A 23,008-nucleotide genomic window follows, 5' to 3' on the forward strand; every position below is an offset into this window, starting at 1 on the left:
CCGTGCGTGTTAGGAAGATCCTGATCGCGGCCGTCTCCGTACTGGTCGCGGCGACCACGCTGTCGACGGCGGGAGCACAGGCGATTCCGGGTACCGGGCAACAGGGAAACGGCACGGCGGGCCGGTTCGACAAGCCGCGTGGGGGTTTCGCGCCCGCGTCCACCGTGCTGCGCGACGGCGCGCCCTCGGAGGTCGGCCTCGACCCCGAGCCGATCAAGGCGGCCGAGCGGTTCATCGAGAGCTGGACGAAGCCGGACGCCACCGGGCATCCGCACTTCTCCGGAGCGGTCGGCCTGCTCGCGCACGACGGCGTGATCGTCGAGCGTCAGGCCGTCGGCGGCGCTGTCCGTTACGCCGACGCGAAGGGCACGGAACTGCCGCCCGAGCAGCAGGTGCCGATGCGCGCGGACACCATCTTCGACATGGCCTCGATCTCGAAGCTGTTCACCTCCGTCGCGGTGATGCAGCTGGCCGAGACGGGGAAGGTCGACATCTCGGCGCCGGTGGTGAAGTACCTGCCGGAGTTCGGCGTGAACGGCAAGGAGTCCGTCACGGTCCAGCAGTTGCTCACTCACGTCTCGGGCTTCGCCGCGACACCGCTCCCGTCGCTGTGGGAGGGCTACCCGGACATCCCGTCCCGCCGGAAGGCCGTCCTCGACAGCCCGCTGAAGAACGCGCCGGGCAGCACGTACCTCTACTCCGACATCAACCTGCTGACGCTCGGCTTCCTGGTCGAGAAGGTGGCCGGAGCTCCGCTGGACAAGGTCGTCCAGGACCGCATTTCCGCGCCGCTGGGTCTGGTCGACACCGGGTACAACCCGCCGGCGTCGAAACTCGCCAGGGTCGCGGCGACCGAGTACGCCGCGAAGCCGCCTCGGGGGCTCGTACGCGGCGAAGTGCACGACGAGAACGCTTGGTCCTTGGGCGGCGTCGCCGGGCACGCGGGCGTGTTCTCCACCGCCCCCGACATGGCGGTGCTGGCGCAGACCATCCTCAACGGCGGCGCGTACCGCGGTCACCGGATCCTGCGCGAGGAGACCGTGCGGGCGATGCTGACGAACTACAACCACAAGTTCCCCGACAACGCGCACGGGCTCGGCTTCGAACTCGACCAGCCTTGGTACATGGGCGCGCTGTCGGCACCGTCGACCGCCGGGCACACCGGCTTCACCGGGACCTCGCTGGTGATCGACCCTCTGTCGCGGTCGTTCGCGATCCTGCTCACCAACCGCGTGCACCCGACGCGGAACTGGGGCTCGATCAACCTCGCCAGGGAGACGTGGGCGAGTTCGCTCGCGAAGGCGATGGCCGTCCGCCCCGCGCACGGCCGCGAAGCGTGGTTCAGCGGCGCCGGGGACGTCTCCACGGCCACGCTCACGACCCCGCCGTTACAGACGCGCGGCGGGCCGCTGAAGGTCTCGTTCGACACCTTCGTGGACACCGAAGGGCCCTCGGATTCGCTCTTCTTGGAAACAAGTACCGACGGCGGAGCAACCTGGAAATCGATTACTCTGCGTGCGAGCGGACCAGGTGCCCCCGTGGGTGACCAGACCGGGCTCGGCGGGCACGGACATCGCGCTTGGTGGCGGGCCGCCGCCGAGGTGTCGCAAAGCTCACAAATCACCCTTCGCTGGCGTTACACGACCGATGCCCGTTACACCGGACGGGGAATTTCTTTGGACGGTGTGAAAGTCACTGAACGCGGCCGCATACTGCTGGACAGTGAGCATAATCCCCCTACTTTCGTCGCTACCGGCTGGAAGTTGAGCACTAGGTAGCCAATCGGCTCCGATGCGCTGACCGGACCGCCCCGTTGACCGGGACACAGCCCCTTGCGTCGCGACACTAAGTTGCCAAGTCGTTAGCTCGACCTCGTTAACGACCTCGACCTGGTTAGCGACTTTCTGGTCAACGATTAATCGCAAATCGAATCCGCAGACACGGATAGGTTGCGATCTTCCCGAAGGGTGTGGGTAGCCTTGTCGCAGATGCCAACGGTTAGTAACTTTCCCACGGTGGGCGATACCGATTCCGTAATCGCGGCCGCACCGTCCGAGGCCGTGCCGGCGCAGCCGACACGGGACGCTGACGCGAGCCCGCTCGTCCGGATTCGCTCCCTCCTGCCCGGGCTCGCCCGGGCCGAGCAGCGCGTCGCGAAGGTCGTCCTTGACGACCCCGCGCAGGTCGCGCGGCGCAGCATCACCGAGGTCGCGCTCGCGGCGAACACCAGCGAAACCACCGTCACGCGGTTCTGCAAGGCGGTCGGCGTCGGCGGGTATCCGCAGCTCAGGATCGCCCTGGCTGCCGACACCGCCCGCTCCGAGGCGCGGTCGACCCGCAACCTCGGCGGCGAGATCGGGCCGGAGGACGACCTGGCCGCCGTGATCGGCAAGGTCAGCTTCGCGGACGCACGCGCCGTGGAGGAGACAGCCGACCAGCTCGACGTCCCGTCGCTACAGCGCGTGATCGACATCGTGGCGGGCGCGGGCCGCGTGGACGTCTACGGCGTGGGCGCGAGCGCGTTCGTCGCCGCGGACCTGCAGCAGAAGCTGCACCGCATCGGGCGGGTCAGCTTCGCCTGGTCGGACACGCACATCATGCTCACCTCGGCCGCCGTGCTGAGCCCCGGCGACGTCGCGATCGGCATCTCCCACACGGGCGCGACCACGGACACCGTCGAGGCGCTGCGTGTGGCCCGTGAGCACGGCGCGATCACCGTCGCCGTGACGAACTTCCCGCGTTCACCGATCACGGAGGTCGCCGACCACGTGCTGACCACGGCCGCGCGGGAGACGACGTTCCGCTCGGGTGCGACCGCCAGTCGCATCGCGCAGCTGACCGTCATCGACTGCCTGTTCATCGGTGTCGCGCAGCGGCACATGGACGCGTCGGTCAACGCGCTCGACGCGACCAGGGACGCGGTTGGCTCGCACCGTCTGGGCGTCCGGCCCGACGGCAGGCGGCGGCCGCGGGAAACCGGCAAATGAGCGAAAAAGTGAGGCGCATGATGACCGTCCCACGCCAGGTGGTGCACGTCGACTCGCCAACCGAACAGCGCAATCCACGGACGACCGACATCGACCTGATGTCGACCATGGGCATCCTCGGCGCGATCAACGCCGAGGACCGCCGGGTCCCCGAAGCCGTCGCCGCGGTGCTGCCGCAGGTGGCGCGGGCGGTCGACTTCGCCGTGGAAGCGCTGCGGTCGGGACACCGCGTGCACTACTTCGGGGCCGGTACCTCCGGCAGGCTGGCGACGTTGGACGCGGCGGAACTGGTGCCGACGTTCAACGTGCCCTCCGATTGGTTCATCGCGCATCACGCGGGCGGCGCGCGCGCTCTGCGCCAAGCCGTCGAAGACGCCGAGGACAACGCGAAGGCCGGAGCCGCCGAAGTGGCCGAGTCCGTCGCGCCCGGCGACTTCGTGCTCGGGCTGACGGCTTCCGGCCGGACGCCCTACGTCCTCGGCGCGCTGGCCGCGGCCAGCCGTCGCGGTGCCCGTACCGCGCTGGTCTCGGGCAATCCGGCAGCGGTGACGCCGCCGGGTGTCGACGTCCTCATCGCGGTGGACACCGGCCCCGAGGCGATCGCCGGATCGACGCGGATGAAGGCGGGCACGGCGCAGAAGATCATCCTCACGGCGTTCTCCACCGCGACGATGATCAAGCTCGGCCGCACGTATTCGAACCTGATGGTGAGCATGCGGGCGACCAACGCGAAGCTGCGCGGGCGGACCATCCGGATCCTGCGCGAGGCCACCGGCATGAGCATGGCGGACTGCTCCGACGCGCTCACCGAGGCCGACGGCGACCTCAAGGTCGCGCTGGTCCATCTGCTGTCCGGCGAAGACGTCGCCAGTGCGGCGAAGGCGTTGGCGGCAAGCGATGGCCACGTACGAAAGGCTCTCGACTCCCTGAGGGTGCGCGCGAGCTGAACACCGGTGGACAGACCCGTTCATCCCGACGCTTCGCGCTCACGCGACGCGAACGGGTGTCCGTCGCCGGGATGGCCGGCTTCATCCTGGCGCTCAACGTCATCGGCTGGGGGGTCCTGACGCTTTTCGTGGCGCCGCGCCAGTACGAGCTCGGCGCCACGGGCGTGTTCGGGGTCGGCCTCGGCGTCACGGCGTTCGTGCTCGGGACGCGGCACGCGTTCGACGCGGACCACATCGCCGCGATCGACAACACCACCCGCAAGCTGATGGCCGACGGGCAACGGCCGCTTTCGGTCGGTTTCTGGTTCTCCCTCGGCCATTCGACGATCGTCTTCGTCCTGTGTCTGCTGCTGTCGCTCGGCGTCCGCGCGCTCGCCGGGGCCGTCGAGGACGACTCGTCGGCGCTGCACGCGGCGACCGGGCTGATCGGGACGTCCGTTTCGGCGGTGTTCCTGTACCTCATCGGGATCATGAACCTCGTGGTGCTCGTCGGCATCGTGAAGGTGTTCCGGCGCATGCGGCGGGGCGAGTTCGACGAAGCGACGCTGGAACGGCAGCTCGACAACCGCGGCCTCATGAACCGCCTGCTTCGCGGCGCCACCAAAGCGGTGCGCAAGCCTTGGCACATCTACCCGATCGGCGTGCTGTTCGGTCTCGGCTTCGACACCGCGACCGAGATCAGCCTGCTGGTGCTCGCCGGTGGCGCGGCGGCCTTTTCGCTGCCCTGGTACGCGATCCTGGTGCTGCCGATCCTGTTCGCCGCGGGAATGACGCTGTTCGACACCGCCGATGGCTGCTTCATGAACTACGCGTACGGCTGGGCGTTCGCGAAGCCGGTGCGGAAGATCTACTACAACCTCATCGTGACGGCGCTTTCCGTCGCGGTCGCCTTGCTCATCGGGACGATCGAGGTCGTCTCGATCATCACCGAACGGTTCGGCATCACGACCGGGCCGCTCGCGGCGATCGGGTCGCTGAGCCTGGACTACGTGGGCTACGCGGTTGTAGCGCTCTTCGTGCTTACGTGGCTCTTCGCGCTCCTCGTGTGGCGCTTCGGGCGTATCGAGGAGCGCTGGTCGGTCGAGCAGGGCCTCTGACCTGCGGGAAGAGAGCAAGGGACCTTTGCTGCCACTTACGTAGGCATGCTAAGAAAAGGCGGGCGGGTTTCCGCTCAGGGGGCCGACCGCGCCCTGAAGTGTCCACAAGGGACGTTCCAGCCTGATCAAATGCCCGATTGATCCCAGTATGCACAGTTTCGGTCGGGGGTCGTGAGTGGCAATGAGGGTTAGAACGATCATTGCCACTCACGACCCCTTCATAAAGCACCCAAAGCGGACATGCGAGCGTCGCTTAGTGTCCCTTGTGGACAGTTGACCCCAGCAGAGTGGTAGCAAAGGTCCCTTGCTCCCCCTTGGGTCATGCGGGCTCGGGCACCTTCGCCCGCGAAGGCACCGAAAGCGCGAAGCCCAGCAGAGCGACGAAGGCGGCAACGGGACCGATCCACCAGACACCGGCGGAAGACAGGACGACGCCGCCCAGCGCGGCACCGAGAGCACCACCGCCGTAGATCGCGGAACCGTTGAGCCCCATGGCGACCGTCGGCGCGTCAGGCGCCAGCGAGAACAGCCGGTGCTGCTGCGGCACCATCAGCATGCCGCCGAAGACCCCCGAAACCAGCGCGAGGACCAGCGAACCGGGCAGGCTCAGCACGGCGACGTCCAGCAGCGCGAAAGTCACGACCGTCCCGATCAGCGAGATCGACCGGACGCGTGAGGGCCCCAGCGAGTCCGTCGCCCGGCCCGCGAAGGCGTTGCCCACGATCTGCCCGATCCCGAAGCCGACGAGCAGCCACGAGATCGTCGCGCCCGCCGCCACCGGAGCCACCAGCACCGGCAGGTACACGAAGGCCGCGAAGCCCGCCGCGGTGCCGAGGACGCTCACGCCGAGCACGCGCGCGATCGGCGGCCGCGCGACGACGGCGAGCCTGTCGCGCAACGACACCGTCGGCATCCGAACCCCGGGCAGCAGCGGCACGAGCAGCATCACGATCAGCGCCACCGCGCCGATCCCCCACATCACCGCGCGCCAGCCGAACCACGTCCCGGCCAGCACTCCGATCGGCACGCCGAGCACCATCGACACGCTCATCCCGTTCGAGACCGTGGCCAGCGCGCGCCCGCGACGCTCGTCCGACGCCAGCGCACCGGCGAGCACATACGCGTTGGATTGGAACGCGGCGGCGCCGAGGGCGGCCAGCACGCGTGCGACGGCGACCACGGCGAAGGACTCGCCGAGCGCCTGACCGGCCATGCCGATCGTGAACAGCACCATCCCCGCGCCGAGCACCCAGCGCCGGTCGAGCCGTCCGGTGAAAGCCGCGATGAGCGGCGAAGAAATCGCGTAGGTCACCGCGAAGACCGTGGTCAGCTGGCCCGCGACGGCCTCGGAAACCCGCAGGTCGGCGGCGATGGCGGGCAGCAGCCCGTTCAGGACGAATCCGTCGGTGCCGACGGTGAACGTCCCGACGGCGAGTACCAGCAGAGCCCCCAGAGCGAGCCGATCATTTGATGATCGTCGAATCGTCATGGGAGGTATAGTGGCGGGACTGTTCGATGACTGTCAAATAGTTTGGAGCGTCGTGAGCAGCACGCTGCCGCAGCCGTCGATCGACGAGATCGAGATCGTGCCGGTGCTCCAGGCGCTCGCGGATCCCGTGCGCCTGGAGCTGATCCGCGCCCTGCGAAGCAACCCTTCGCCGCGAAGCTGCGCCGTCACCGAGTACGACGTCGACATCAGCGCGCCGACGCTCTCCCACCACTGGAAGGTGTTGCGCGAGGCCGGCCTCACGACGACGTTCGTCGAGGGCCGGACCCGCTGGGTCGAGCTACGGACCGAGGACGTCCACGCGCGCTTCCCCGGGCTACTGGACGCTGTCCTCGCTTAGCCGCCACTTCGCCGCGAGTTCCGCCGCGGCGCATACGCCGACGTCGAGCAGATACGGCCCCGCCTGCCCGCAGCCGGATCCCGGCGCGATCGGCTGACCGTGCCCCATCCCGCTGACGGCGTGCGTGTCGACGGCCGCGCCGACGTAGGTCCACTGCTCGGAAAGCTCGCGCATGTTCATCGGAGCGACCGTGTAGTCCGCGGTCCCGTGCCAGACGCTGACCGGCGAACGCGGCCCCGTGCCCGCGGCGCGCACCTTGTCGCCCCATTGCTTCGGGGTCAGATCCTTGCCGGGGTTCATGCAGGAGTACGCGTCGATCATCGAGGTCGCACAACCGTAAGGCAGCCCCGCGACGACACCGCCGCCCGCGAACAGTTCCGGATACGCCGCCAGCATCACCGAAGTCATCGCACCACCGGCCGACAAGCCGGTCACGTACGTCCGGCTCCCGGCCGAATACCGCGCCATCTGCGCGATCGATTCGGCTTCCCCGGAGCCGCGCTTGATGTCGGCCGCCTGGAACCAGTTGAAGCATTTGCTGAAATTGTTCGCCGAAACCTGTTGTGGCAGAACGAGTTTGAACTGCAGCCTGTCCGCGAGCCCGACCCAGCCGGAGCCACGCGCGTATCCGGCGGCGTCCTGCGTGCAGCCGTGCAGCACGACCACCGCCGGACGTCCGGACGGCAGCCCGTCTGGGACGTATTCGAACATCTGCAAAGCACCGGGATTGCTCCCGAACCCGGTCACCGGACGGATCGTCGCCGCCTGTGCCGGAGTCGCGAAGAGAAGGGTCAATGCCGAAACCACCGCGCCGATGAGGAGTTTTCGCATCACCCGATGCTAAAACCGGCGCCCGCGGGGTTTCCACGTGGAAGACCACCACAGCGACGACGCGTTTTGTGTGGTCGCACCGGGTACCGATCCGCGGAACGCCCGCTTACCGTCGGCCGATGCGGCTCTTTCTGGTCCTCGCGATGATGCTGGCCCTGGCCACCCCCGCCCAGGCGGCGAGCGGTTGCGGGAACGTGCGCGTTCCCGGCGCCGCGGCGCAACGACTGTCCTGTTTGGACGATCTGACCACCACCGGCACCCTGGCCACCGGCCATACCGTGCAGGCAGACTGGGCGGGGCTCACGTCCGCCGGCCTCCCCGCGCCCAAGGGCGTTCCCGGCATCCAGATCGACGGCTACTTCCCGGATTCGTCGACGTCCAACACGGCGCACGGCTGGAACCACGACGCGCAGTTCGTGCTGCGGCTGCCCGATCGCTGGAACGGCGGCCTCGTGGTCTCGGGATCGCCCGGGGTGCGACGGCAGTACGCGAACGATCGCGCGATCGGCGACCAGGTCCTCGCCGCCGGTTACGCGTTCGCCGCGACCGACAAGGGCAACACCGGCGCCGACTTCCACACCGACGGACGCCGCCCCGGTGACGCGATCGCCGAGTGGAACTCGCGGGTCACGCAGCTGACCATCGCAGCGAAGGCGGCCGTCGCACACCGCTACGGGCGCCTGCCGAGCCGCACCCTCGCGGCCGGGATGTCGAACGGCGGTTACCTCGTCCGCTGGCAGCTCGAGAACCGGCCGTGGCTCTACGACGGCGGAATCGACTGGGAAGGCACGCTTTGGCACGAAGACGGCCCGAACCTGTTCACCTTCCTGCCGCCCGCGATCAAGGCCTATCCCGCGTACGCCAACGGTTCCACGCAAGCCCACCAGGAAATCCTCGACGCCGGGTTCGCGCCGGGTTCGGAATTCCTCTGGAAGTACCACAACGACGTCTACTGGGGCTTGACTCAGCGGATCTACCAGGCCGAATTCGACCCGTCGTTCACCGGGACCGATTACGACTACGCCGCTCGCCCGCCGTCGGTGCACCGCGCGGTCGAACGGATCTCTCTGACCGGCCGGATCGGCAAACCGCTGATCACGCTGCACGGCACCCTCGACACGCTTCTGCCGATCACCCGCGATTCAGATGTCTACCAGCGGATGATCGCCGACCAGGGCCGCGCCGGTCTGCAGCGCTACTACCGGATCGTCGACGGCAACCACGTCGACGGCCTGTACGACGCGTACCCGGACAAGCTGCGCCCGATCGGCCCGTGTTTCCGGACGGCTTTCAGCGCTCTCGAAGGCTGGCTCGACGGCGTCCGCCCGCCCGCTTCGGCGACCATCCCGCGTGCGAGCGGTGACCTGGCGACCGCTTGCGCACTAGGCTGATCGCATGGAATTCCAGGACGTCGTACGACGCCGTCGCATGGTCCGGAAGTTCACCGACGAGCCCGTCGCCGAGGCGAGCCTTCAGCGCATCCTGCGCAACGCGCTGAAGGGTCCCTCGGCCGGATTCTCACAGGGACAAGGATTTCTCGTCCTCACCGGCGAAGAACTCGCGAAATTCTGGGAGTTCGGGGCGAGCTGGGCACCGGAAACCGTGACCACGGCCCCGGTCGCGATCGTCCCGCTTTCGGTCAAGAACGCGTACCTCGACCGCTATGCCAAGCCGGACAAGGGTGTCGCCGATCGAAACGAGTCGTGGTGGCGCGTGCCGTACTGGGACGTCGACACCGGGATGGCGACGTTGCTGATCCTGCAGACGGCCGTCGACGAAGGTCTCGGCGCGGTGTTCTTCGGGCTGGCGCCGGAAAGCGTGGAGCGGCTCCACGGCGAGTTCGGCGTACCGGAGGATCACGACCCGATCGGTGTCGTGGCGCTCGGGCACGGCGCCGAATCCGGTCCGTCGCCCGGCTCGTCGCCGACCACGGTCGCCCGCCGAGACTTCGACGACGTCATCCGTTTCGGTCACTGGTGAGGCGGTGCAGCCTGAGCGCGAGCTGAAGTTCCAGCGCGCGCTCGGGCGCCTGCCACTGCTCGCCCAGCAGTGAAGCGATGCGGTCCAGCCGCTGGACGACGGTGTTGACGTGCACGTGGAGCAGGTCCTTCGCCCGCGTCAAGTTGCCGCCACAGGCGAAATACGCGCGGAGCGTGCCGATCAGGTCCGTGCCGCGGCGTTCGTCGTAGTCGAGCACCGGGCCGATAGTGGCGGTCACGTACGCGCCGAGATCGGCGTGCTCACCGAGGAGCAGCCCGACGAACCCGAGGTCGGCCATGCTCGCGCCTTCCCCCGCCCGGCCCAGCGCCAGCAGTGAAGCGACGCATCGAGCGGCTTCGGCGTGCGCCACGGCCAGCGCCTTCGGGGAGGCGGCCGGCCCCGCCGCGCCCACCGTCACCGGACAGTCCATTGTGGACGACAGTTCGGTGGCGACGGATCGCGCCAGCGAGCCGGGATCCGCGCCACGCACCAGAAGGACCACTTCGTCGGCGTGGACCCCGACCAGGTCCGCGTGCCGCGAGGCCGCCGCGGCGAGCCGTCGCCGGGAAACGTCGCCGGAATGCGCGATCAGCACCGCATGCGATGTCGACAAATCGACCCCGAGACGTCTACCGCGCGCCAGCAGCGCGGCCGGATTGCGGCCGGGCGCGGTGAGCAGATCCGACAGCAGCTCGCCGCGCACCTCGTCCTCGGCGCGCGCGACGGAACGCCGTTGCATCAGCAGCACGGCGGTGACCACGCCCGCCCGCTCGAACAGCCGCCGGTCGGCCTCGCCGAGCGAGTGCCCGCCGCCCAGCACCAGGCTGCCCAGGAATTCCTGTCCCGCCTGGACCGCGCACAGCCAACCGTCCTCAGTGGACACCGCGCGCCCGCTCGTCCTGGACGCGGAAACCGCGGTCCGCGAAAGATTCAGCTCGCCGTCGGTCCGCGCGAGCACCGCGCCGTCCGCGTCGTAGACGGCGATCGCCCCGCCGAGCACGTCCGCGACCGCGGCGGCGACCTCGGCCAGATCACCGCCGCGCAGCACGAGATCCATCAGCCGGTCGTGCGCGTCCTCGGCGCGGCGCATCGCGTCGTTGTGCGCGCTGATCGTCGCGTTCGCGGCGTTCAGCTCGGCGACCGCGCGGCGCGTCTCGTCGAGCAGATGCGCGTTGTCCAGCGCGATCGCCGCGTGGTCGGCCAGCGACGACAGCAGCGCGACCTCGTCGGGCGAGAACTCCCGGCTGGTCCGGTCCGAGGCGAACAGGACCCCGATGACCTTGCTGCCGATCGCCAGCGGCACCCCGAGGATCGCGGTGAGTCCCTCGTCGAGCACACCGGTGTCGATCGACGACGTGTGGCGGAACCGCTTGTCGTTGAAGTAGTCCGCCGTCGCGTATGGCCGCGCGGTCTGCGCGACCAGCCCGCCGAGCCCCTCGCCCATGCCGAGCACGATGTCCTGGAACAGCGCGGAAACCGACCCGTCGGTGACCCGGACGTAGGTCTTGCCCTCGGTCTCGTCGTTGAGGCTCAGATACGAGACGTCCACGCCGAGCAGCGCCCGCGCCCGCCGCACGATCGACCGGAGGACGGCGTCCGGATCGTCCAGCCGCGCGAGGTCGCTGGCGGTGTCGAACAACGCGGCCAGCTCAGCCTCGCGCCGCCGGTGCTCGGCGACGGTGTCCCGGATCCGCAGCGCCAGTTCGGTGGCCTTCGGGTCGACGGGGACGTGCGCCAGCTGCTCGCTGCCCGCGCCGGAGGCGAGCAGTTCGAGCAGCCGGCGCAATTCCACGGCTCCGTCCACAGCGGTCATGCTGACACGTGACCGCGCTCCGTGAGAACTTCGGAGTGCAGGGATTCACCCTTGGTCTCGCGGGCGGCGAGCAGGGCGATCACGGTCAGCGCGCACATCGAGACCACGTAGAGCGAGACCGGGACCGTGCTGCCGAACTCCTTGAACAGCGCGACCGCGATGAGCGGCGCCACCGCGCCGGCCGCGATCGAAGACAGCTGACCGCCGACCGAAAGCCCGGTGTAGCGCACCCGCGTCGGGAACTGCTCGGAGAAGAACGCGGCCTGCGGGCCGTACATCGCGCCGTGCAGCACCAGGCCGATGGTCGCCGCGAGGATGATGACGCCGGAGTTCTTCGTGTCGAGCATCGCGAAGAACACGAAGCTCCACAGCGCCATGCCGATCGCGCCGAACAGATAGACCGGACGACGGCCGATCCGGTCGGAAAGCTTGCCCCACAAGGGAATCGTCACGAAGTGCACGGCGGAGCCGATGAGCACCGCGTTCAGCCCGGCCGATTTCGGCAGGCTCAGCCCGGTGGTGACGTAGACGAGGATGAACGCGGTGATCACGTAGTACGAGACGTTCTCCGCCATCCGCGAACCGATCGTGATCAGCACCGCGCGCCAGCTCTTGCGGAACACCTCGACGACCGGCGCGTGCGTGGTCGTGTCGTTCTTCTGCGCCGCGAGGAACACGGGCGATTCGCTGACCGCGAGCCGGATCCACAGCCCGATCACCACGAGCACCCCGGACAGCAGGAACGGGATCCGCCAGCCCCAGCTGAGGAACGCCTCGTCGGACTGCGTCGCGGCGAGGATCGCCAAGACCGCCGTCGCGAGCAGGTTGCCGCCGGGAGCACCGCATTGCGGCCACGACGCCCAGAACCCGCGACGCTTGTCGTCGCCGTGTTCGGAGACGATCAGCACCGCACCGCCCCATTCGCCGCCGAGCGCGAAACCCTGCACGAGCCTCAGCAGCGTCAGCAGGATCGGTGCCAGGACACCGACCGTGGCGTACGTCGGCAGGATGCCCATCGCGCAGGTCGAACCGCCCATCAGCAGCAGGCTCAGCACCAGCAGCTTCTTGCGGCCGACACGGTCACCGAAATGCCCGAACACCAGCCCGCCGATCGGCCGGGCGAGGAAGCCGACGGCGTAGGTGAGGAACGCGAGCAGGGTCCCGGTGAGCGGATCGTTGGTGGGGAAGAACAATTTGCCGAACACCAGCGCCGCGGCGGAGGTGTAGAGGAAGAAGTCGTACCACTCGATCGTCGTGCCGATCAGGCTGGCGCTGACGACCTTCGCGATCGAGCCGCGGTTCTGGGTGGTCACCGGGGACGTCCTTTCTGGGGAGGGGTTCACGCGGCGGTCCAGCCGCCGTCGAGGGGGATGGAGGTACCGGTGACATGGGCGGCGTGGTCGCCGGACAGCCAGAGCACGCACGCGGCGACGTCCGCCGGTTCGATGAGCCGTTTGATCGCCGACCGGCGCAGCAGGACCTGCTCGATGACGGCGTCGCGTTCGAGCCCGTGCTCTTCTGCCTGCGCCTGGAGCTGGCCGGTGACCAGCGGCGTCCGGACGTAGCCCGGGTTGACGCAGTTGCTGGTCACGCCGTGTTCCGCGCCTTCGAGCGCGGTGACCTTGGAGAGGCCTTCGAGTGCGTGCTTCGCGGTGACGTACGCGGATTTGAACGGGCTCGCGCGGAGGCCGTGGACGCTGGACATGTTGACCACGCGCCCCCAGCCGCGTTCGTACATGCTCGGCAGCGCGCGGCGGATGAGCAGGAACGGCGCGGTGACCATCAGCGCCTGGATGCGGGTGAACGTCTCCGGCGGGAACTCGTGGATCGGCGCGATGTGCTGGAAACCGGCGTTGTTGACGAGGATGTCGATCTCGGTGGGGAGGGTCTCGACGGCCTGGGCGTCGGTGAGGTCGACGACGTGCGCGATGCCGTCGACGTCGGCCGCCGCCTTCTCGACGGCGTCGTCGATGTCGACGAGGTGGACCTTGGCCCCGGCCTCGGCGAGCGCTTCGGCGCAGGCCAGCCCGATCCCGCCCGCCGCACCCGTGACCAGCGCGGACTTACCCGCCAGATCGCTGTGATACGCACCACTCATGCCGGACGACGTTAGGTCTCCCGGCGCGCTTAAGCCATGTGGTCACGCACTACACCTGGGCAAGATCCCGTGTGGCCTCACCCCACCCATGCATTTCGTCCTCTGGATGCGGTAGTTGATATCGCGAACTACCGCATCCAGAGGACGAAACGCGGGGAGTCAGCCGGCGGCGTCGGAGATGGACTTCGCCTCACGAGCGCCCGCCTCGAACGCTTCGCACGAGAAGAGCAGCCAAGCGCGGACGCCGTCGGGAGTCCCGCCGGCGAAGCCTGTAGCGGCTTCGAGGTACTTCGGCACCCGCCGGAAGTACGCGACCTCGGGCACCGTCAGCGCCTTCGGGTCCAGCCCGGTCGCCACCGCCGAAAGCCGCGCCGCCGCCCGCGCGACGACGCCGTCCGCCGAGCCGAAAGGCTTGAGCGCCAACAGTTCTCCGTGCACGACGGCGGTCAGCACCGGACCCGGCACCGATGTCGCGCCGGTGACCAGTTGCGCCAGCATCTCCAGCCGCGGCCCGACGTCACCGGACGACCGCGGCCGCCCCAGCGCGTCGAGATCCGTCACCAGATCCGACGCGGCGAGAACATGCAGGCGCGCCAACGCCTGCAGCGGCGCGCGCCGCCACGTCGGGAGCAGTCCTTCGAGCGCTTCCGCGACCCGCAGCGCGCCCGCCAGCACCGGATCGGTCACCTCACCGGATTCCGGCAGTTCGGGCGCGGCGCCCTCGATCCCGGCCGACGCCCGTGCCGACCGCACGGAGGCTTCGGCGGCCGTCGCCGCGCCGCCGCGCAGGTTGGCGGGCAGCCGGTGGACGGCGAACACCGCGTCCTGAGCCGATTTCGCGGCCGCCGCGACCCCTTCGAGATCCAGCAGCGGCTTCAGCGGATCCGTCACGCGTCCAGCACCTGACCCTCGCGCCGCACCACGGGCGCCTGCACCGACCACGGGAAGTTGATCCAGCGGTCCGTGTGCTTCCAGACGTACTCGCATTTGACCTCGGAGCGCGGCTTCTCGTAGACGACCGCGCAGCGCACCTCGGCGACGTGGTCGGCACAGAAGTCGCGGACCAGCTTCAGCGTCGCACCGGTGTCCGCGACGTCGTCGGCGACGAGCACCTTCTTCTTCGTCAGGTCCACGACGTTCGGCACCGGCGGCAGCATCACCGGCAGGTCGAGACGCTGGTCGACGCCGGTGTAGAACTCGACGTTCATCACGTGCAGGTTCTTGACGTCCAGCGCGTAACCGAGCGCGCCGGCGACGAACAGCCCGCCGCGCGCGATCGACAGGATCAGGTCCGGCTCGAAGCCGTCGTCGGCGACGGCCTGCGCCAGATCCCTGCTGGCCGTCCCGAACAACTCCCAGGTGAGCTCTTCCCGCTCCTCGGCCATGCTGCCTCGCCTTCGTCGATCGTTCCCGCGAGCATAGGCAACGGCTTAGTGGCCTTCTCAAATGCTTCGAAACTGGCTATCCAGCAAGGCCATTGCCGATCGTAACGTCATGATCGTGACCGACTGGAACGACCACGCGACCTTGACCGGCGAACGCGTCCGCCTCGAACCCCTCACCCGCGACCACGCCAAGGGCCTGTTCGCGGCCGGCGCCGACCCGGCGATCTGGACCTGGCTCAGCCTCCGGCAGCCGCGGGATCTCGCCGCGGCCGAAGCCATGGTCGAAGACATCCTCGCCGACACCAACCGCCGCGCCTGGGCGCAGATCGACGCGCGCACCGGCGAGGTCGCGGGCACGACGTCGTTCTACGCGATGAACGCGCGCCACAAGATCGTTTCCGTGGGCTACACCTGGATCGGTTCCGAATGGCAGCGGACCGGACTCAACCGCGAGTCGAAACTCCTGTTGCTGCGCCACGCTTTCGACGACCTCGGCGCGAACCGCGTCTCGTGGGAGACCGACATCCGCAACCTCAAGTCGCAGAAGGCGATCGAACGTCTCGGCGCGCAAAGGGAAGGGGTACTGCGCGCGCATCGTGTGCGGCCGGACGGAACCATCCGCGACACCGTCGTCTACTCCCTGACCGGACCAGAATGGCCGGCGGTCCGTACCGCTTTGTCCTCAAGCGTGTGAATGCCGAGCGCAACCACGATGCAACCTTTTACTTCGCGTCGTAACGTCGATAGCGTGCCAACGGGCGTGAAGACACGCGAAACACAGGAGGCATCGCACCATGACCGAGCAGTCGCCGGCGCTGGACAATTTGCTCACGGAGAGCAGGACCTTCCCCCCGAGTGAGGCTTTCAGCGCGCAAGCGAATGCCACCGCCGACTTCTACGCCGAAGCCGACGCCGACCGGGAAGCGTTCTGGGCCAAGCAGGCCGAGCGCCTGCACTGGGAAACGAAGTGGTCGCAGGTACTGGACTGGACCAATGCGCCGGTCGCGAAGTGGTTCGTGGGCGGGAAGCTGAACGTCGCCTACAACTGCGTGGACCGCCACGTCGCCGACGGCCACGGCGATCAGGTCGCCATCCACTGGGTCGGCGAGCCCGGCGACAGCCGCGACATCACCTACGCCCAGTTGAAGGACGACGTTTCCCGCGCGGCGAACGCCCTCGAATCCCTCAGCCTCGAGGCGGGCGACCGCGTCGCCATCCAGATGCCGATGGTGCCCGAAGCGATCGTCGCGATGCTCGCGTGTGCCCGCATCGGCGTCTTGCACAGTGTCGTCTTCGGTGGTTTTTCCCCGACAGCGCTGCGTTCCCGCGTGGACGACCAGGCGGCGCGGATCGTCATCACCACCGACGGCCAGTACCGCCGCGGCAAGGCCGCCCCGATGAAGGCCAATGTCGACGAAGCGCTCGAAGGCGCCGAATCGGTCGAGAAGGTCATCGTCGTCCGCCGCACCGGCGAAGAGGTGCCGATCACCGAAGGCCGCGACCTCTGGTGGCACGAACTGGTCGACGGCCAGTCCGCGGAGCACGCGCCGCAGGCGTTCGACTCCGAGCACCCGCTCTTCATCCTCTACACGTCCGGCACCACCGGGAAGCCGAAGGGCATCCTGCACACTTCCGGCGGCTACCTGACCCAGGCCGCGTACACGCACCACAACGTCTTCGACCACAAGGCGGGCGAAGACGTCTACTGGTGCACCGCCGACATCGGGTGGATCACCGGGCACACGTACATCGTGTACGGCCCGCTGGCGAACCGGACGACACAGGTCGTCTACGAAGGCACCCCGAACACGCCGCACGAGGGCCGCCACTGGGAGATCGTGCAGCAGCACAAGGTCTCCATCTACTACACCGCGCCCACGTTGATCCGTACGTTCATGAAGTGGGGCAACGAGATCCCGCAGAAGTACGACCTCTCGTCGCTGCGCGTGTTGGGCAGCGTCGGCGAGCCGATCAACCCCGAGGCGTGGATCTGGTACCGCGAGAACGTCGGCGCGAACTCGGCGCCGATCGTCGACACCTGGTGGCAGACCGAGACCGGCGGGATCATGATCTCGCCGCTGCCGGGCGTCACCGCCACGAAGCCGGGCTCAGCGCAGAAGGCGCTGCCGGGCATCTCGGCGAAGGTCGTCGACGACCAGGGTGTCGAGGTCGGCAAGGGCGGCGGCGGATACCTGGTGCTCGACAAGCCGTGGCCGGGCATGCTGCGCGGCATCTGGGGCGACGAGCAGCGTTTCCGTGAGACCTACTGGTCCCGCTTCGCCGACCAGGGCTATTACTTCGCCGGAGACGGCGCGAAGTACGACGCCGACGGCGACGTCTGGCTGCTGGGCCGGGTCGACGACGTGATGAACGTGTCCGGGCACCGCATCTCGACCACCGAGGTCGAGTCGGCGCTGGTCTCGCACCCGACGGTCGCCGAGGCCGCCGTCGTCGGCGCGACCGACCCGACCACCGGACAGGGCATCGTCGCGTTCGTCATCCTGCGCGGCAACGCCGTGGACGGCGGCGACGCGGCCGTCCAGGAGCTGCGCAACCACGTCGCGAAGGAGATCGGCCCGATCGCGAAGCCGCGGCAGATCCTGGTCGTGCAGGAGCTGCCGAAGACGCGGTCCGGCAAGATCATGCGCCGCCTGCTGCGCGACGTCGCGGAGAACCGCCAGGTCGGCGACGTGACCACGCTGGCCGACTCGTCGGTGATGGACCTGATCTCTTCGGGCCTGAAGTCCGGCAAGTCCGAAGAGTAACCCCACCCGCACGCGCCATGAAAGGTCCTTTCCTTGCAAAATTTGCAAGGAAAGGACCTTTCCTCGCATCCGACACGCCTACCACACCCCGGTTCGCCTCACTCGAACGCCTGTTCTAGGATGTGCCGGGTACCACCCCATACCCGGGCAAGGAGACGACACCGACGATGACCGTGGATGCCTTGACACGCACTGACGCCGTGTCCGAAGAAGCGGCTACCGAAGCGCCCGTCGACTCGACGCCGCAGGCGGAGACCACCTCGGAGACCACCGAAGCCCCGGCCGAGGCCAAGGCCGAGACCCCCGAGGCTTCGAGCACCCCGGAGACCCCCGCCGAAGAAGCCACGGCGGAGTCCCCCAAGCCCAAGCGCGGCCGCCCGAAGGTCGCCACGACGGCGAAGAAGACCCGCACCGTCGAGCTGACCCTCACGGTCACCGGCACCGCCGACGGCGAGTGGCAGGCCGAGCTCAAGAACGGCGCGAAGTGGGTCGCGAAGGGCCTGGAGATCCCGGCCGCCGCCGTGTCCCGCGCCGCCAAGGAGCTGCACGCGGACCTGTCGGGCCCGATCGACGAGGTCATCAACGCCGCCCGCGAACTGCAGGCCGCGAAGGTGGCTCAGCTCGAAGCCGAGCTGGAGAAGGCGAAGCTGGCGCTGGCCGAGCTGGACGCCTGAGACTTTCCTCCCGACCGGGGCGGACGCTGGATATCAGTGTCCGCCCCGGTTTCTTTCATTCCGCGATCGGCGGCCGCGTGGGCAGCGGTGTCTTGAACTCGACCCACTGACTGTCCACAATGGCCTCGACGCTGTGCGGAACGCCGCGCGGGTGGACGATCGTGCCGCCCGCTTCGAGGGTCACGTCCGCACCGTCGAGCGTGCCGCGCAGCGAACCCGAAATCAGGTACACGATGCTGTCGTGATCGTGGCTGTGCACGGGAGAAGCGACGCCCGCCGGATAATGGATCTCATACGCCAGGCCACCTTCCGCCGTCGCGAGCGTCCGGAACCGGCCCTGCCCGCCGATCAGCGACAGACCCTCCACTGTGGACATCGCGGTCCAGGTCATCGCACGGGCTCCATGGCGGCGGCCTCCTCGCGGTCCGGGTCACGGGCGAGCACGACCCCGATGATGGTGACCACCGCGGTCGCGAGCAGGTAGGCCCCGATCGCGAGCCAGGTGTCGAAACCGGCCAGCAGCGCGGTGAACAGCAGCGGCGCGGGCGCCCCGCCGATCACGCCGGCGAGCGTGTAGGCCAGCGAGCTGCCGGTGTAGCGCAGGCGCGGCGAGAACTGCTCGGTGACGAGCGCGGCCTGCGGGCCGTAGAGCGCGGCGTGGATGACCAGCGCGAGCACGATGCCGATCGCCAGCATCGCGAAGGATCCGCCGCTGACCATCGGGAAGAACACGAACGGCCAGATACCGGCGGCGATGGTCGCGAACAGGTACATCTTGCGCCGGGAGACGCGGTCCGAAAGCGCACCGAACGCGGGCATCAAGATCAGCTGGAACGCGGAACCGATCATCACCGCGGCCAGCCCGGCGCCGCGCGAGAGGCCGGTGTGCGTGGTGACGTAGGTGAGGACGAAGACGGTGAACAGTGCGTAGAGCACGTCCGGGCAGACGCGGATGAGCACGGCGGCGACGAGCGCGCGGCGTTCGGTGCGGAAGACCTCGGAGATCGGCGCCGACGAACGTTCGCCACGCTCCTGGATCTGCTTGAAGACCGGCGTCTCCTCCAGTTTGAGCCGGATCCACAGGCCGAACCCGACGAGCGCGCCGGACAGCAGGAACGCGATCCGCCAGCCCCAGCTGTTGAACTGGTCCTCGGTGAGCAGCGCGGCCAGCACGGCGAGGACACCGTTGGCGAGCAGGTTGCCCGCGGGCGGGCCGATCTGCGCGGCCGAGGCCCAGAACCCTCGTTTGCCCGGATCGCCGAACTCACTCGACAGCAGGACGGCGCCACCCCATTCGCCGCCGATGCCGACGCCCTGCGCGAACCGCAGCGCCACGAGCAGTACCGCCGCGAAGCCGCCGATCGTCTCGTACGTGGGCAGGACACCGATGAGGAACGTCGCCACGCCGGTGAGCACGAGCGTCATGACCAGGATGCGCTTGCGGCCGAGCACGTCGCCGAGGCGGCCGAAGAGGAACCCGCCGAGCGGCCGGGCGAGGTAGCCGACCGCGTAGGTGGAGAACGCCGCCATCGTGCTCGCGAGCTGGTCTTCCGAGGGGAAGAAGAGATGCCCGAAGATCGTCGCGGCCGCCACCGAGTAGGCCGCGAAGTCGTACCACTCGAGCGCGGTTCCCGAGAGGCTGGCCGCGAAGGCCTTGTGCAACGAACGCCGGTCACCGGCTGGTGAGGTCATGTCCACATCCGTCCGTAGGAGGTCCGCAACCCCGCCGGGAGGGGTTGAATTGCGGATATACTCCTTGTATACAAGCTGTATGCGCAACCCCCAATCTCGGAGGACAGATGCCTGAGCTGCGTTTCACCCTTCCCGACGGCCAGGAGCTGCGGACCGAGGTCCACACGTTGCTGAACGCCGGATACGCCGGTCGCAGCCAGGAGGACGTCGCCGCCCACGTGGCCGAACTGGCCGAACTCGGCGTCCCCGCGCCTTCGGTGATCCCGGCGCTCTACCCGGTCGCGCCGTACCTGGCGAGCCAGACCGACGAGGTCCCGGTGCAGCACGAGCGGACCTCCGGCGAGGCCGAATGGGCCCTCGTCATCACCGGCCCCGAGCCCGAGGACGTCCTCCTGACCGCCGCCTGCGACCACACCGACCGCGCGCTCGAAGCGCACGGCGTCGCGTGGAGCAAGAACGCCGGCCCTGACGTCCTCGCCGCCAAGGCTTGGCGGCTCGTCGACGTCCAGGACCGGCTCGACGCCCTCACGCTGTCCGCCTGGGCCGGGGAAACCCTGATCCAGCAAGGGAAACTCGCGGAACTGCTGCCGCCGTCGTACTGGCTGGACGTGCTGCGCGAGCGCGGGCTCCACGCCCCGGGCACCGTGCTGATCTCCGGGACCATCCCGATGGTGCACGGCGTCGACCAGTTCGCCGACTCCTGGCGCGTCGAACTGGGCGACCCGGCGACCGGCGAGACGATCGAACTCGCCTACTCCGTGCGGCGGCTCCCCGAACCGATCGGCTGAAGCAACTCGCCCAGGAAGGCGCGATATTCGCCCTTCATCGGCAACTCGCGGTCGACGCGGACGCGGCGGCGGGTCGCGGAGACCTCGACCTCTCGCACCGGATCGAACCCGGTGCGCTCGTAGGACTCCCAGTACAGCCCGACGCCGCGGCGCTGCCAGCCGGGGACTTCGGCGAAATTGACGCCGTGCGCGAAGAGCAGTTCGTTCTTCTCGGAGACGCCGGTGCCTTCGAGAGCCGCTCCGGCCTCGCTCGCCGATTTCCCCGCCTTGCGCAGGATCCAGTAGCACCAGCCGTTGAGCGCACAGCGGGCCGCGTCCGCCTGACGCCAGGAGAAGTAGTCGACGACGTCGTCCGTCGTCGTGCCGAGCCAGACCCTGCCGTCGAAGTGCGCGGGCACCCCGGCCGCGTGGGTGAACGCGGCCGACGCGACCCCGGCGGAGATCGACACGAGCTTCTCCACGCCCCGGCCGAACAGGTCGGCGGCGGGAGGCAGCACGAGGGAGATCTCGTCGCTTTCCGTGTAGACGTAAGGCGAAGCGAACTCCGCCATCAACGCGCTCGCCGCCTCGGCCATGCAGTCGGCGAACCGGGGATCGAAAGGTTTCTCGAACCGCGCTTCGGTGAACTTGGAGAAGCCCCGGCCGTCGACCCGGAGCACCGTCCACGCTCCCGGCGGCACGGTCAGGCCGTGGAACCACTCGCGTTCCCGTTGCCGCGCTTCGAAATCACTCGCGTCCATGGTTCACCCCCGCTCCACGACGAAGCCGCCTTCACCGTCGAAACCGACGGTGTACAGCTCGTCGAAACCGTCTTCGGCGCTCGGGCGCCGCAGCCGCTTGAGAGTCGCATACAGACCGACGTCGGGCACCCGGGTTTTGGCGCTCCGCAGCGCGTTGCGCTCTTGGGAGCCTTCGAGATCCGGCGGGAACCAGTACCCGGAGACGCGCGCGCCGTGCCGTCTCGCGACCTCGATCAGCGGCGTCCACTCCTCCGGCGACGGGTTGGTGTTGTCCACGACCACCGAACGGCCTTCTTCGAGCGCCTCGGCGAGCATCCGCAGCTGGCGCCGTTGCCGTTGCTTGGCGTTCGGGAAGTGGTCCTTGCTGAGGTGGACGTGCGTGCCCGCGAACACCCGCCGGAAGAACGTCGACTTCCCGGACGCCTGCAACCCGATCAGGATCACCACCTCTGCCATGTCCGCAATGTATCCCACGACTTAGGTAAGGCAATAATGAATAAGGATTGCCTCAATTGACCGAATCACTTTCCACTCGCCTCGCGCCGTTTTCCGTGTTTCACTGAAACGGTGACCGAGACGGTATCGACCGAACATCCCCACGAACCGCACGCGGATCTGGGCGGCAAACTGAACTGGTTGCGCGCCGGGGTACTCGGCGCGAACGACGGGATCGTGTCGGTGGCGGGCATCGTGGTCGGCGTCGCGGGCGCGACCACCGACTCCACCACGATCGCCACCGCGGGAATCGCGGGGCTCGTCGCGGGCGCGCTTTCGATGGCGGGCGGCGAATACGTCTCCGTGAGCACGCAGCGCGACACCGAACGCGCACAGTTGCGGCTGGAAAAGCGTGAACTGAAAGAGATGCCGGAAGCCGAAGAACGGGAACTCGCGCAAATCTACGAAGGCAAGGGCCTTTCCCCGGAACTGGCCGCCGAGGTCGCCCGCGAACTGACCGAAAAGGACGCACTGCAGGCGCACGCCGAGGCCGAACTCGGCATCGATCCGGACAATCTGACCAGTCCGTGGCAGGCGGCGTGGGCCTCGCTGGTGGCGTTCACCGTCGGCGCGCTGCTGCCGTTGCTGGCGATCGTGTGGACGTCGACCTCGGCCCGGGTCTGGGCGTGCGCGGCGGCCGTCGTGGTCGGGCTGGCGCTGACCGGGTTCATCAGCGCGAAACTCGGCGACGCCCGGGCCGGCCGCGCGATCGCGCGGAACGTCGGCGTGGGCGCGCTGACGATGCTGGTGACGTACTACGTCGGCGTGCTGTTCGGCACCACCGTCGGCTGACGGCGATCTCGCGTGATCGGAGGGACGACACGCGTGATCGAGCGGCGATCTCGCGTGATCAGACGGCGATCTCGCGT

23 protein-coding genes are annotated in these 23,008 nt (G+C 68.6%); 12 read left to right on the top strand and 11 right to left on the bottom strand.

Annotation, left to right across the window (positions count from 1 at the left end):
* Positions 1–2 precede the first annotated feature (2 nt).
* The 4 genes from ACSMFO_RS31365 to ACSMFO_RS31380 all read left to right on the top strand — a co-directional run bounded on the left by ACSMFO_RS31365 (position 3) and on the right by ACSMFO_RS31380 (position 5,031).
* Positions 3–1,778 carry a serine hydrolase gene (locus tag ACSMFO_RS31365; RefSeq protein WP_436461489.1) on the top strand — a complete coding sequence of 592 codons (1,776 nt, stop codon included), beginning with the start codon at positions 3–5 and terminating at the stop codon, positions 1,776–1,778.
* A gap of 210 nt (positions 1,779–1,988) precedes the next feature.
* Positions 1,989–2,987 carry a MurR/RpiR family transcriptional regulator gene (locus ACSMFO_RS31370; RefSeq protein WP_225949385.1) on the top strand — a complete coding sequence of 333 codons (999 nt, stop codon included), beginning with the start codon at positions 1,989–1,991 and terminating at the stop codon, positions 2,985–2,987.
* Between the two features lie 17 nt (positions 2,988–3,004).
* Positions 3,005–3,934, top strand: a complete 930-nt coding sequence (locus tag ACSMFO_RS31375; RefSeq protein WP_436461490.1) for an N-acetylmuramic acid 6-phosphate etherase — start codon at positions 3,005–3,007, stop codon at positions 3,932–3,934.
* 56 nt (positions 3,935–3,990) lie between these two features.
* Positions 3,991–5,031 carry a HoxN/HupN/NixA family nickel/cobalt transporter gene (locus ACSMFO_RS31380; protein WP_436461491.1) on the top strand — a complete coding sequence of 347 codons (1,041 nt, stop codon included), beginning with the start codon at positions 3,991–3,993 and terminating at the stop codon, positions 5,029–5,031.
* 319 nt (positions 5,032–5,350) lie between these two features.
* Here ACSMFO_RS31380 and ACSMFO_RS31385 read toward each other — a convergent pair whose 3' ends face one another.
* Positions 5,351–6,520, bottom strand: coding sequence for an MFS transporter (locus ACSMFO_RS31385; RefSeq protein WP_436461492.1), 1,170 nt, complete (start codon positions 6,518–6,520; stop codon positions 5,351–5,353).
* Positions 6,521–6,572: 52 nt separating this feature from the next.
* On the opposite strand from ACSMFO_RS31385, the gene ACSMFO_RS31390 reads away from it, so the two are divergent.
* Positions 6,573–6,878 (top strand): ArsR/SmtB family transcription factor, encoded by a 306-nt coding sequence (locus ACSMFO_RS31390; RefSeq protein ID WP_037335099.1) that lies wholly within the window; start codon positions 6,573–6,575, stop codon positions 6,876–6,878.
* Here ACSMFO_RS31390 and ACSMFO_RS31395 read toward each other — a convergent pair.
* Positions 6,855–7,709: an extracellular catalytic domain type 1 short-chain-length polyhydroxyalkanoate depolymerase gene (locus ACSMFO_RS31395; protein WP_436461493.1), complete on the bottom strand. Its 855-nt coding sequence runs from the start codon at positions 7,707–7,709 to the stop codon at positions 6,855–6,857. The genes ACSMFO_RS31390 and ACSMFO_RS31395 overlap by 24 nt on opposite strands.
* Positions 7,710–7,828: 119 nt before the next feature.
* Between ACSMFO_RS31395 and ACSMFO_RS31400 the strand changes: the two genes are divergently transcribed.
* Complete coding sequence (locus ACSMFO_RS31400) at positions 7,829–9,100, top strand: tannase/feruloyl esterase family alpha/beta hydrolase (RefSeq protein WP_436461494.1); 1,272 nt, start codon at positions 7,829–7,831, stop codon at positions 9,098–9,100.
* A 4-nt stretch (positions 9,101–9,104) separates the two neighbouring features.
* Complete coding sequence (locus ACSMFO_RS31405; protein ID WP_436461495.1) at positions 9,105–9,689, top strand: nitroreductase family protein; 585 nt, start codon at positions 9,105–9,107, stop codon at positions 9,687–9,689.
* On the opposite strand, the gene ACSMFO_RS31410 is transcribed toward ACSMFO_RS31405, so the two are convergent.
* The 5 genes from ACSMFO_RS31410 to ACSMFO_RS31430 all read right to left on the bottom strand — a co-directional run bounded on the left by ACSMFO_RS31410 (position 9,667) and on the right by ACSMFO_RS31430 (position 14,985).
* Positions 9,667–11,502, bottom strand: a complete 1,836-nt coding sequence (locus ACSMFO_RS31410; RefSeq protein ID WP_436461496.1) for a helix-turn-helix domain-containing protein — start codon at positions 11,500–11,502, stop codon at positions 9,667–9,669. The genes ACSMFO_RS31405 and ACSMFO_RS31410 overlap by 23 nt on opposite strands.
* On the bottom strand, positions 11,499–12,815 hold the full coding sequence (locus ACSMFO_RS31415; protein WP_378417039.1) for an MFS transporter: 1,317 nt from the start codon (positions 12,813–12,815) through the stop codon (positions 11,499–11,501). Before ACSMFO_RS31415 ends, ACSMFO_RS31410 begins: the two co-directional genes overlap by 4 nt.
* A gap of 26 nt (positions 12,816–12,841) precedes the next feature.
* Positions 12,842–13,600 (bottom strand): 3-hydroxybutyrate dehydrogenase, encoded by a 759-nt coding sequence (locus ACSMFO_RS31420; protein ID WP_436461497.1) that lies wholly within the window; start codon positions 13,598–13,600, stop codon positions 12,842–12,844.
* Between the two features lie 159 nt (positions 13,601–13,759).
* Positions 13,760–14,491 (bottom strand): oxidoreductase, encoded by a 732-nt coding sequence (locus tag ACSMFO_RS31425; RefSeq protein ID WP_436461498.1) that lies wholly within the window; start codon positions 14,489–14,491, stop codon positions 13,760–13,762.
* On the bottom strand, positions 14,488–14,985 hold the full coding sequence (locus tag ACSMFO_RS31430) for a phosphoribosyltransferase (protein WP_016337862.1): 498 nt from the start codon (positions 14,983–14,985) through the stop codon (positions 14,488–14,490). The genes ACSMFO_RS31425 and ACSMFO_RS31430 overlap by 4 nt, the downstream gene beginning before the upstream one ends.
* A 115-nt stretch (positions 14,986–15,100) precedes the next feature.
* On the opposite strand from ACSMFO_RS31430, the gene ACSMFO_RS31435 reads away from it, so the two are divergent.
* The 3 genes from ACSMFO_RS31435 (at position 15,101) to ACSMFO_RS31445 (ending at position 18,424) form a co-directional block, all read left to right on the top strand.
* On the top strand, positions 15,101–15,679 hold the full coding sequence (locus ACSMFO_RS31435; RefSeq protein ID WP_436461499.1) for a GNAT family N-acetyltransferase: 579 nt from the start codon (positions 15,101–15,103) through the stop codon (positions 15,677–15,679).
* Between the two features lie 100 nt (positions 15,680–15,779).
* Positions 15,780–17,750 carry an acetate--CoA ligase gene (gene acs / locus ACSMFO_RS31440; RefSeq protein ID WP_436461500.1) on the top strand — a complete coding sequence of 657 codons (1,971 nt, stop codon included), beginning with the start codon at positions 15,780–15,782 and terminating at the stop codon, positions 17,748–17,750.
* A gap of 167 nt (positions 17,751–17,917) precedes the next feature.
* Entirely contained in the window at positions 17,918–18,424 is a 507-nt protein-coding gene (locus tag ACSMFO_RS31445; protein WP_037335074.1) for a DUF6319 family protein, read from the top strand.
* A gap of 55 nt (positions 18,425–18,479) precedes the next feature.
* Here the strand turns inward: ACSMFO_RS31445 and ACSMFO_RS31450 are convergent, their stop codons facing one another.
* Both ACSMFO_RS31450 and ACSMFO_RS31455 read right to left on the bottom strand, forming a co-directional pair.
* Positions 18,480–18,815 (bottom strand): cupin domain-containing protein, encoded by a 336-nt coding sequence (locus ACSMFO_RS31450; protein ID WP_436461501.1) that lies wholly within the window; start codon positions 18,813–18,815, stop codon positions 18,480–18,482.
* Positions 18,812–20,116, bottom strand: coding sequence for an MFS transporter (locus ACSMFO_RS31455; RefSeq protein WP_436461502.1), 1,305 nt, complete (start codon positions 20,114–20,116; stop codon positions 18,812–18,814). Before ACSMFO_RS31455 ends, ACSMFO_RS31450 begins: the two co-directional genes overlap by 4 nt.
* A 107-nt stretch (positions 20,117–20,223) precedes the next feature.
* On the opposite strand from ACSMFO_RS31455, the gene ACSMFO_RS31460 reads away from it, so the two are divergent.
* A complete protein-coding gene (locus tag ACSMFO_RS31460) occupies positions 20,224–20,904 on the top strand; it encodes a DUF2848 domain-containing protein (protein ID WP_436461503.1) in 681 nt (226 codons plus the stop codon).
* On the opposite strand, the gene ACSMFO_RS31465 is transcribed toward ACSMFO_RS31460, so the two are convergent.
* Together ACSMFO_RS31465 and ACSMFO_RS31470 are read right to left on the bottom strand one after the other, a co-directional pair.
* The gene (locus tag ACSMFO_RS31465; RefSeq protein WP_436461504.1) at positions 20,868–21,644 is read right to left on the bottom strand and encodes a tRNA(His) guanylyltransferase Thg1 family protein; all 777 of its coding nucleotides are present in this window, start codon (positions 21,642–21,644) and stop codon (positions 20,868–20,870) included. The genes ACSMFO_RS31460 and ACSMFO_RS31465 overlap by 37 nt on opposite strands.
* 3 nt (positions 21,645–21,647) lie before the next feature.
* Entirely contained in the window at positions 21,648–22,100 is a 453-nt protein-coding gene (locus ACSMFO_RS31470) for an AAA family ATPase (protein WP_436461505.1), read from the bottom strand.
* Positions 22,101–22,211: 111 nt separating this feature from the next.
* Here ACSMFO_RS31470 and ACSMFO_RS31475 point away from each other — a divergent pair, with 111 nt between their 5' ends.
* Positions 22,212–22,931, top strand: coding sequence for a VIT1/CCC1 transporter family protein (locus ACSMFO_RS31475; protein ID WP_037335059.1), 720 nt, complete (start codon positions 22,212–22,214; stop codon positions 22,929–22,931).
* Positions 22,932–23,008 lie beyond the last annotated feature (77 nt).

The organism is Amycolatopsis sp. w19, assembly GCF_051373225.1.
GTDB lineage: Bacteria > Actinomycetota > Actinomycetes > Mycobacteriales > Pseudonocardiaceae > Amycolatopsis > Amycolatopsis japonica.

Bases quoted from the DNA above. Each gene is read 5' to 3' on its own strand.
- ACSMFO_RS31375 (WP_436461490.1), top strand. From the start codon at position 3,005: ATGATGACCGTCCCACGCCAGGTGGTGCACGTCGACTCGCCAACCGAA.
- ACSMFO_RS31410 (WP_436461496.1), bottom strand. From the start codon at position 11,502: ATGACCGCTGTGGACGGAGCCGTGGAATTGCGCCGGCTGCTCGAACTG.
- ACSMFO_RS31400 (WP_436461494.1), top strand. From the start codon at position 7,829: ATGCGGCTCTTTCTGGTCCTCGCGATGATGCTGGCCCTGGCCACCCCC.
- ACSMFO_RS31405 (WP_436461495.1), top strand. From the start codon at position 9,105: ATGGAATTCCAGGACGTCGTACGACGCCGTCGCATGGTCCGGAAGTTC.
- ACSMFO_RS31370 (WP_225949385.1), top strand. From the start codon at position 1,989: ATGCCAACGGTTAGTAACTTTCCCACGGTGGGCGATACCGATTCCGTA.
- ACSMFO_RS31420 (WP_436461497.1), bottom strand. From the start codon at position 13,600: ATGAGTGGTGCGTATCACAGCGATCTGGCGGGTAAGTCCGCGCTGGTC.
- ACSMFO_RS31455 (WP_436461502.1), bottom strand. From the start codon at position 20,116: ATGACCTCACCAGCCGGTGACCGGCGTTCGTTGCACAAGGCCTTCGCG.
- ACSMFO_RS31445 (WP_037335074.1), top strand. From the start codon at position 17,918: ATGACCGTGGATGCCTTGACACGCACTGACGCCGTGTCCGAAGAAGCG.
- ACSMFO_RS31470 (WP_436461505.1), bottom strand. From the start codon at position 22,100: ATGGCAGAGGTGGTGATCCTGATCGGGTTGCAGGCGTCCGGGAAGTCG.
- acs (WP_436461500.1), top strand. From the start codon at position 15,780: ATGACCGAGCAGTCGCCGGCGCTGGACAATTTGCTCACGGAGAGCAGG.
- ACSMFO_RS31395 (WP_436461493.1), bottom strand. From the start codon at position 7,709: ATGCGAAAACTCCTCATCGGCGCGGTGGTTTCGGCATTGACCCTTCTC.
- ACSMFO_RS31460 (WP_436461503.1), top strand. From the start codon at position 20,224: ATGCCTGAGCTGCGTTTCACCCTTCCCGACGGCCAGGAGCTGCGGACC.
- ACSMFO_RS31450 (WP_436461501.1), bottom strand. From the start codon at position 18,815: ATGACCTGGACCGCGATGTCCACAGTGGAGGGTCTGTCGCTGATCGGC.
- ACSMFO_RS31385 (WP_436461492.1), bottom strand. From the start codon at position 6,520: ATGACGATTCGACGATCATCAAATGATCGGCTCGCTCTGGGGGCTCTG.
- ACSMFO_RS31465 (WP_436461504.1), bottom strand. From the start codon at position 21,644: ATGGACGCGAGTGATTTCGAAGCGCGGCAACGGGAACGCGAGTGGTTC.
- ACSMFO_RS31430 (WP_016337862.1), bottom strand. From the start codon at position 14,985: ATGGCCGAGGAGCGGGAAGAGCTCACCTGGGAGTTGTTCGGGACGGCC.